General features: G+C 60.9%; 5 protein-coding genes and 1 pseudogene. 5 read left to right on the top strand and 1 reads right to left on the bottom strand.

Annotation, left to right across the window (positions count from 1 at the left end):
- Positions 1-6 precede the first annotated feature (6 nt).
- The 3 genes from NW870_RS09375 to moaA all read left to right on the top strand — a co-directional run bounded on the left by NW870_RS09375 (position 7) and on the right by moaA (position 5,720).
- Positions 7-2,793 (top strand): GNAT family N-acetyltransferase, encoded by a 2,787-nt coding sequence (locus tag NW870_RS09375; protein ID WP_414374998.1) that lies wholly within the window; start codon positions 7-9, stop codon positions 2,791-2,793.
- Positions 2,794-2,934: 141 nt separating this feature from the next.
- Positions 2,935-3,975 (top strand): sulfate ABC transporter substrate-binding protein, encoded by a 1,041-nt coding sequence (locus NW870_RS09380; protein WP_414375000.1) that lies wholly within the window; start codon positions 2,935-2,937, stop codon positions 3,973-3,975.
- 767 nt (positions 3,976-4,742) lie between these two features.
- Positions 4,743-5,720 carry a GTP 3',8-cyclase MoaA gene (moaA, locus tag NW870_RS09385; RefSeq protein ID WP_414375005.1) on the top strand — a complete coding sequence of 326 codons (978 nt, stop codon included), beginning with the start codon at positions 4,743-4,745 and terminating at the stop codon, positions 5,718-5,720.
- On the opposite strand, the gene NW870_RS09390 is transcribed toward moaA, so the two are convergent.
- Positions 5,717-7,081, bottom strand: coding sequence for a CRTAC1 family protein (locus tag NW870_RS09390; protein ID WP_414375001.1), 1,365 nt, complete (start codon positions 7,079-7,081; stop codon positions 5,717-5,719). The two genes, moaA and NW870_RS09390, sit on opposite strands and share 4 nt — an antisense overlap.
- A gap of 87 nt (positions 7,082-7,168) precedes the next feature.
- Between NW870_RS09390 and rpsT the strand changes: the two genes are divergently transcribed.
- Entirely contained in the window at positions 7,169-7,498 is a 330-nt protein-coding gene (rpsT, locus tag NW870_RS09395) for a 30S ribosomal protein S20 (protein ID WP_414355736.1), read from the top strand.
- A 117-nt stretch (positions 7,499-7,615) separates the two neighbouring features.
- Positions 7,616-7,812: pseudogene (locus tag NW870_RS09400) on the top strand (RNA-guided endonuclease TnpB family protein); the annotation flags it as partial.

The following is a 7,812-nucleotide window of genomic DNA, read 5'->3' on the forward strand; positions in this document are numbered from 1 at the left end:
TAGGGTATGTGGCAACGACTGGATCCCAGTGTGGATATCTGGAGGGCCCGATCCCATCCCCTGAATCCCATTTTTCTGCCCCGTTCGGTGGCGGTGGTGGGGGCCACGGAGCGGGAGGGCAGCGTAGGGCGGACGGTGTTGTGGAACCTCATTAGCCACCCCTTTGGCGGCACGGTTTACCCGGTCAATCCCAAGCGGCACCAGGTGTTGGGGATCCGGGCCTACGAGCGGCTGTCCGCTCTGCCGGAGCCGGTGGATCTGGCCATTATCGCCATTCCGGCAGCGGGGGTGCCCAAGGTGGTGCAGGAGTGCGTAGAAGCCGGGGTCAAGGGCGCCATTGTTCTTTCAGCAGGCTTCAAGGAAACGGGCCCTGCTGGCTGGGAGCTGGAGAAGCAAATTCAGCAGACTATCCAATCGCGTCAGCGGGACGGAGTCCTTGGGAAGCTGCGCTTGATTGGCCCCAACTGCCTGGGGATCCAAAACCCCCACACGGGCTTAAACGCCACCTTTGCTGCCCAGATGGCCCGGCCCGGCAATGTGGGCTTCATCAGCCAAAGTGGGGCCCTGTGCACCTCGATCCTGGACTGGAGCCTGCAGGAAAATGTGGGCTTCAGCGCCTTTATCTCTCTGGGATCGATGCTGGATGTGGGCTGGGGAGACTTAATCGACTACTTGGGCGAGGATCCCCATACCCACAGCATTGTCTTGTACATGGAATCCATCGGGGATGCCCGCTCTTTTCTGTCCGCGGCCCGAGAGGTGGCCCTGAGCAAGCCCATCATTGTCATCAAGGCGGGGCGCACCCAGGCGGCAGCCCAAGCAGCCGCTTCCCACACGGGCTCCCTCACCGGCAGCGACGCAGTGTTGGATGCGGCCTTCCGCCGTTGCGGCGTGCTGCGGGTGGATCACATTGAAGATCTCTTCGACCTGGCGGAGGTGCTGGCCAAACAGCCCCGTCCTCAGGGCCCTCACCTGACCATCCTCACCAATGCCGGCGGGCCAGGGGTGCTGGCCACCGATGCCCTCATTCGCGCCGGGGGATCCCTGGCCCAGCTCTCCCCCCAAACCCTGGAGCAGCTTAACCAGCTCTTGCCCCCCCACTGGAGCCACGGCAATCCCATTGACATTTTGGGGGATGCCGATCCGGAGCGCTTTGCCCAAGTTTTGGAAGTGGTGTTGCAAGATCCCGGCAGCCAGGGTTGCCTGGTCATCCTCACCCCCCAAGCCATGACGGATCCCACGGCCACTGCCGAGAAAGTGGTGGAGACCTGGCGGCGCAGTGGATCCCGGCAGCCTATCCTGGCCAGTTGGATGGGGGGAGCTGGCGTGGATGCGGGCGAGCACATCCTCAACCAAGCCGGGATCCCCACCTACCGCTACCCGGATCAAGCGGCGCGGGTGTTCGGCTATTTGTGGCGATTTAGCTACAACCTCAAGGCCCTCTACGAGACCCCCACTCTGCCCCCTTCAACAGCGGTAGAGCGCGACAAGGTGCAGCAAACCTTTAGCCAAGCTCGGCGGGAAGGTCGAACGCTTCTAACCGAGGCGGAGTCCAAAGAGATCCTGGCCGCCTACGGGATCCCGGTGGTGCCGACGCGGGTGGCTGAGAGTCCCGAAGCGGCGGTGGAAGCTGCCGAGGCTATGGGCTACCCGGTGGTGGTGAAACTCTACTCCCACACCCTCACCCACAAGACCGAGGTGGGTGGCGTGCAGCTCAACCTGCCCGATGCTGAGGCGGTGCGCCGGGCCTTCGGGCAAATCCTCCGCAACGTCAGCGAGAAAGCGGGGCCGGAGCACTTCCAGGGGGTCACGGTGCAGCCGATGGTGGACACGGATGGCTATGAGCTGATCCTGGGGAGCAGCCAGGATCCCCAGTTTGGGCCGGTGTTGCTGTTTGGCAGTGGCGGACAACTGGTGGAGGTGTTTCAGGATCGCTCCATTGGCCTTCCCCCCCTCAACACCACCTTGGCGCGGCGCCTGATGGAAAACACCCTCATCTACAAGGCCCTCAGGGGGGTACGCGGACGCCCAGCTGTCGATCTGGAGGCCCTGGAACAGCTCTTGGTGCGCTTTAGCCAACTGGTGGCCGAGCAGCGGGAGATTAAAGAGATCGACATCAATCCGCTGCTGGCTTCCAGCGAGGGCCTGCTGGCTTTGGATGCCCGCGTCATTTTGCGAACCGAGCAGGATCCCCAGGTGCCCTTGGCCATCCGCCCCTACCCCACCCAGTACATCTGGAGCTTCCGGGACGGCATCACCATTCGCCCCATTCGCCCTGAAGACGAGCCTTTGGTGATCGATTTTCACCGCCACGTCTCCGATTACAGCGTCTATCTGCGCTACTTCCACCCGATCAAATACAGCGCCCGCATCGCCCACGAGCGCCTTACCCGCATTTGCTTTAACGATTACGACCGCGAGATTGCCTTAGTAGCAGAAAAACAGGAGCCAGAGGCCAATCGCGTCAGCGGGACGAAGTCCTTAATCCTCGGCATCAGCCGCCTCTCCAGAAAACATGGCTTTCCCCAAGAAGCAGAGTTTGCCATGCTGGTGGCGGATCCCTATCAAAGACAGGGGATTGGCACGGAGCTGTTGACCCGCCTCATCCAGGTGGCCCGCTGCGAAGGGATCCAGCGCCTCACCGGCGAGGTTCTTGGCGAAAACGAGGCGATGCGCCGCCTGTGTCAGCGGCTGGGGTTCCAGTTGCACCCTTCTCCAGAGGATCCTGGCATTCTCAAGGCCACGCTGGATCTCGCTGTCGATGCGGCGATCCCCACCCCCTGTCCTGCCTAGGGATCCTTAAATAAAAACGGTTTGCCGACCGGCTTACCGTAGAATAGGAACAAGGGCCTGCTCCTTCCGCCTACAGCAAGCGGAGCCCCTCTGTCGGAGAGAGGCTGGGGGCGAGGGCGGCCCGAGGTTTTGAGGACGGCTATGGAGGTTACAAAGACAGGCGGGATCCAGAGGCTGCTGGCGAGCGGGGGACGGTGGCTGGGGATGGGATCCCTGCTGCTCTGCCTTCTGCTTGGCCTTGGCGGCTGTGGCCGAGGGGGGGGATTGCAGGGGGAAGTCAGGATCCTCCTCGCTTCTTTTGCGGTGACGCGGGATGCCTACCGGCAGATCATCCCTGCTTTTGAGGCCGATTGGCTGGCGAAAACGGGGCAACGGGTGCGCGTAGAAAGCAGCTACGGCGGCTCAGCAACGCAATCGCGGGCAGTTATTGACGGGCTGGATGCCGATGTGGTGGCCTTGGCCCTGGCTTTGGATGTGGAGCGCCTCGTGGCTGCCGGTCTCATTCAGCCGGGGTGGGAAGCCCGCACCCCCAACCAAGGGATCGTCACCCGCTCGGTGGCGGTGATTGTGACGCGGGAAGGCAACCCCCAGGGGATCCGCTCTTGGCCGGATCTGGCTCGGCCAGGCTTGCAGGTGGTTACCGCCAACCCCAAAACCTCAGGGGGGGCTCGCTGGAACTTTTTAGCCCTCTGGAGCGCTGTCCCTGAACCTCAGGCCCTGGCCTTCACCACCCAGGTCTACAAAAATGTCCGTATTTTGCCGCGGGACTCGCGGGAGGCCACCGATGTTTTTTTCCAGAAAGGGCAAGGGGATGCCCTGATTACCTACGAACATGAGGTGATCCTGGCGGGCTTGCGCGGCCAATCCCTGTCCTATGTGGTGCCCGACCCCAACATTTCCATCGACAACCCCGTAGCCGTGGTGGATGCCAATGTGGATCGCAAAGGTACCCGTGCCGTGGCCGAAGCCTTTGTGGACTACCTATTCACCCCAGAAGCGCAGCGGGCCTTTGCCGAGGTGGGCTTTCGCCCGGTGGAGCCGACGGTGGCCCAAGAGTTTGCCTGGCGGTACCCTCCTGTTGAGAAGCTGGTTACCGTCGCCGACCTGGGAGGCTGGGAGGTTGTCCAAAACCGCTTTTTTGCCGATGGGGCCTTGTTTGACCGCATCCAAGCCCAGTTTTGACGCTCATCCCGCTAACGCAAAGCAAGTAGCAGGAGATTCCCCCTTCACCGAGTCTTGACCCGATGCCCTAGAGGACATCCCCGCCAGAACCTCTCCAGGGGCCTTTGAGGACTTCGTCCCCCTGGCGAGCACCTCACCGCGCTCCCCAACCCGATCCCGCAGCACCATCCCACCGGCAACATCCCTGGGCAGCCAACAGCCACAAGAGCACTCATACCAGCGGGTTCTCAGCGCCTCACCCCACGCCGGACACTCCTGAGAGGTGCCTGCCGCCCTCTCTCTGGCTCCAGCCTTGCCCCGCTTGAACCCAACCCAGGGCAGCGCCGAGTTCAGGAACTGCCCATGACCGGCCTCCACCATAGGCTTGCCCAGCACCCTGCGCCTTGAGGGTGGACTCATGGTCAGGGTTGTGATGGGCGCGTTGTGTATCACCACCTGCTGCCTGCCTTCCTGTGGCGGTGCGCCTTTGTCGGTCATCACACAAAAGCCATAGGCTGAGCAGCCAGCGGAGATGGAGGGATTGTTCTTTCTGCTGGCTCGCTGCTTCACCACCCCTGCTGCACGCGAAGCACTGCAATGAATCTGGGTAGAGATTTGCACCTCAATCCTCGCAGTATCCTGCAAACTGGAGGTGTTGCCCCCGCCAGCTAAAATCTCAAGACGGTTCTCGCTGCCTTCACGGATGAAGACTCTGGGAGGTTTTCCAAAAGCGACGGAAAGTGCCCTTGAGGGGAAAGGTTGCCATTTTTTTCCTGGCCCAGCTTGCCATGCCGACCGTCAACTATCTGCGCATCAGCTTGATCGATCGCTGCAATTTCCGCTGCCAGTACTGCATGCCCGACGAGGCAGAGTTGGCCTGGCTGCAAGCCCCAGAGCGCTTGACTGATGAGGAAATCCTTACGCTGGTTCAAGAGGTGTTTTTGCCCTTGGGGATCGATTGCTTTCGCCTCACCGGCGGCGAACCCCTGCTGAGGCCGGGGCTGGAGTATCTCATCCGGGCCCTGTGCAGCCTGCCTGGGGTGAGAGATGTGTCCCTTACCACCAACGGCTTCAACCTCAGCCAAAAGGCCCAACTCCTCTATGAAGCGGGGCTGCGCCGCATCAACATCAGCTTCGATTCCCTCAACCCCGAGACCTTTCGGCTGATCACAGGGCGGGATCGCTGGCAGCAGGTCTGGGCCGGGATCCAAGTTGCCCACCAAGTGGGGTTTGATCCCCTCAAGTTGAATGTGGTGGTGATCCCTGGGCTCAACGAATCGGAAGTGGAAGATCTGGCTGCCCTTACTCTGGAGCGACAATGGCATGTGCGCTTCATCGAGTTTATGCCCATTGGCAATGCCGCCCTCTTTCAGCAGGCCGGCTGGGTGGAGTCTGAGGTGCTGCGACAGCGAATTCGCGCTCGCTTTGGCCTGGAACCTGGGTTTGTGGCCGGCAATGGGCCGGCGGATGTGTTTCGAATCCCGGGGGCAAAAGGCACCTTGGGCTTTATCAGCCAGATGTCGGAGTGCTTTTGTGATCGATGCAACCGCATGCGGCTATCCAGCGACGGTTGGCTGCGCCCTTGCCTGCTCAACGAATCCGGCCAAATCAACCTGCGGGATCCGCTGCGAGCTGGGATCCCTGCCGAAAGGCTAAGACAGCAGGTGCGAGAACTGCTGGACATCAAGCCGGACATCAACTTCAAAGGACGGGACACCGGCAGCCAGGGATCCTACCGGCGCACCATGTCTCAGATTGGCGGCTAGTGGGGATAGGGAATCTGCAAAAGCTGGTTGACCGGTGGGTGGGCCACCTGCAACTGTTTCCCATCCGGCCACTGGATCTGGATTTCCTTGACCCCCGTTTCGGATCCCAGGCCAAAGTGGGCCACCGGCTCCATCTGACAGAGGTAGCCGCTGCCGGCGTCGATGGCCTGGATCTGGGTACGGGTGGAGGTGAGCAGCCTTACCAACGCGCCGCGGGCCGGGGCTCCCTGGCGGGTGAGGGGCAGAACTCTCAGCCAGTTGTTGGCATTGGCCTGAGGGCGATAGAAGCTGAGAGGCTGGGCGCCAGACTCCCCATGGGCAATCAACAATTCCAGACGACCATCCCCATCCACATCGGCCACTGCTGCTCCTGTCCCCAATCCCTGCGGCTCGGCAGCATCTCCAATGTCAATGGCTTGCCAACGGCCTGAGCGCCATGCAAACAGACGGTTGGGCTCGCCGATGTTGTTGAAAAACAGCTCCGGATAGCCGTCGTTGTCGAAGTCGGCAGCGATGACTGTGCGAATGCGGGAGGGCCTAGCCAACTCCGGGGGGGCTACATCCTTAAAAAAACCGCCGGGGGCCTGGATCCAGAGGCGATGGGGGCCTTCCCAGTTGCCATAGAGCAAATCCAGCCGTCCATCCCCATCCAGATCCACCGCTGCCACGCCGCGCCCATGCTCGTCGGGATCTGCTAGGCCCACCTCAGCGGCAATCTCTTCAAAGGTGCCATCTCCCCGGTTACGAAACAGAAAGTTGGGCCCCTGCTCATTGACGGCAAAAATGTCCATCCGCTGCGAGACCAAGGGCAAGGCCACCAGACCCCGCCCGCCCGTCACCCGATTGAGTCTCGCTTCTGGCGCCACATCGGCGATCATTTGGTTAGGGCCCAACTCGTAGAGGCGCATAGGGCCGCCGTAGTTGGCTACGAAAAATCCATAGCTCCCCTGGCCAAGACGATCCACACAAGCTACAGAGCGACCTGCCGTCAAGTTGAGGGCATCTTGGTTTTGCGGCAGGGAGAACAGGTCCACCCAGCGAGATCCCTGCCAGTCGAAGAGGCGATCCCCAAAGCGCTTGCGCCCGCCGAAGGTATCGGTGTTCAAGACATAAAGTTCTTCCTGCCCGTCCCCGTCAAAGTCGGCGGCAGCCACCCCAATTGCCATGCGCCCTGCATCGGCCAGGGTGTCGTCTGCTTGATCCACCAGGGTTTGCCCATCCCACTTCAAGACTCGATTGGAGCCGCGGAACCCGCACACAAACAGCTCAAAGGCCCCATCCCGATCCAAATCGCAAGCGGCAACCCCGTAGAAAAGGGCAGGTGGGTTAAAGCGGATCTGCGAGCTGCAATCTTGGAACATGGGGATCCCATCGGAGAACAATAGGAACTGGTGGAGCTTCCAGCTCTGATGGTATGCTGGATCTTCGCTGGAACTTCCCCTTCAACCATGCCACGCATCAAATCTGCCATCAAGCGCGTTCAGATCGCAGAGCGGAATCGGCTGCGCAACAAAGCCACCAAAGCAATGGTGCGCGCTCTGATGAAGAAAGTGATCTCCCTCTCGGCTGCCTACGCTGCCAACCCACAGCAAGAAACTCTGCAGGAAATCCAGGCGGCGATGAGTGCTGCTTTCAGCCGCATTGATAAAGCTGCCAAAACCGGCGTCCTGCACAAAAACACAGCCGCTCGTCGTAAGGCTCGGCTGGCCCGGATTGTGAAGCTATCTGTGGCTTCCTCGGAAAAATCCCAGGCTGAGGCTTTGGGTGGGCGTGATTGACTTCTCCTGCTGCTTCGGAAGTGGTGCTTGTGCGGGATTTCAGCTAGAAATCGCAGGAGCCTCGCACTGTACCCGTAGGGTCAGTGCCGGGAGGAATGCGGAAGTTATGATAGAACCATGACCCAAGTCCTGACCGTATCCTGCAAGCTCAAGGTGTCCCAGTCACAAGCCGCAAAGTTGGATGCGACCTTGGCTGCTTTCGGCCAAGCCTTGAACTGGGTCAACCAAAACACACCCGAGAAAGTCGCCAACGCCGTTAAGCTCCAGTCTCTGTGCTACCGCGAAATCCGTGCCCGGTTCGGCTTATCCAGTAA

This window comes from Synechococcus sp. R50.1 (assembly GCF_047462115.1).
Taxonomy (GTDB): domain Bacteria; phylum Cyanobacteriota; class Cyanobacteriia; order Thermostichales; family Thermostichaceae; genus Thermostichus.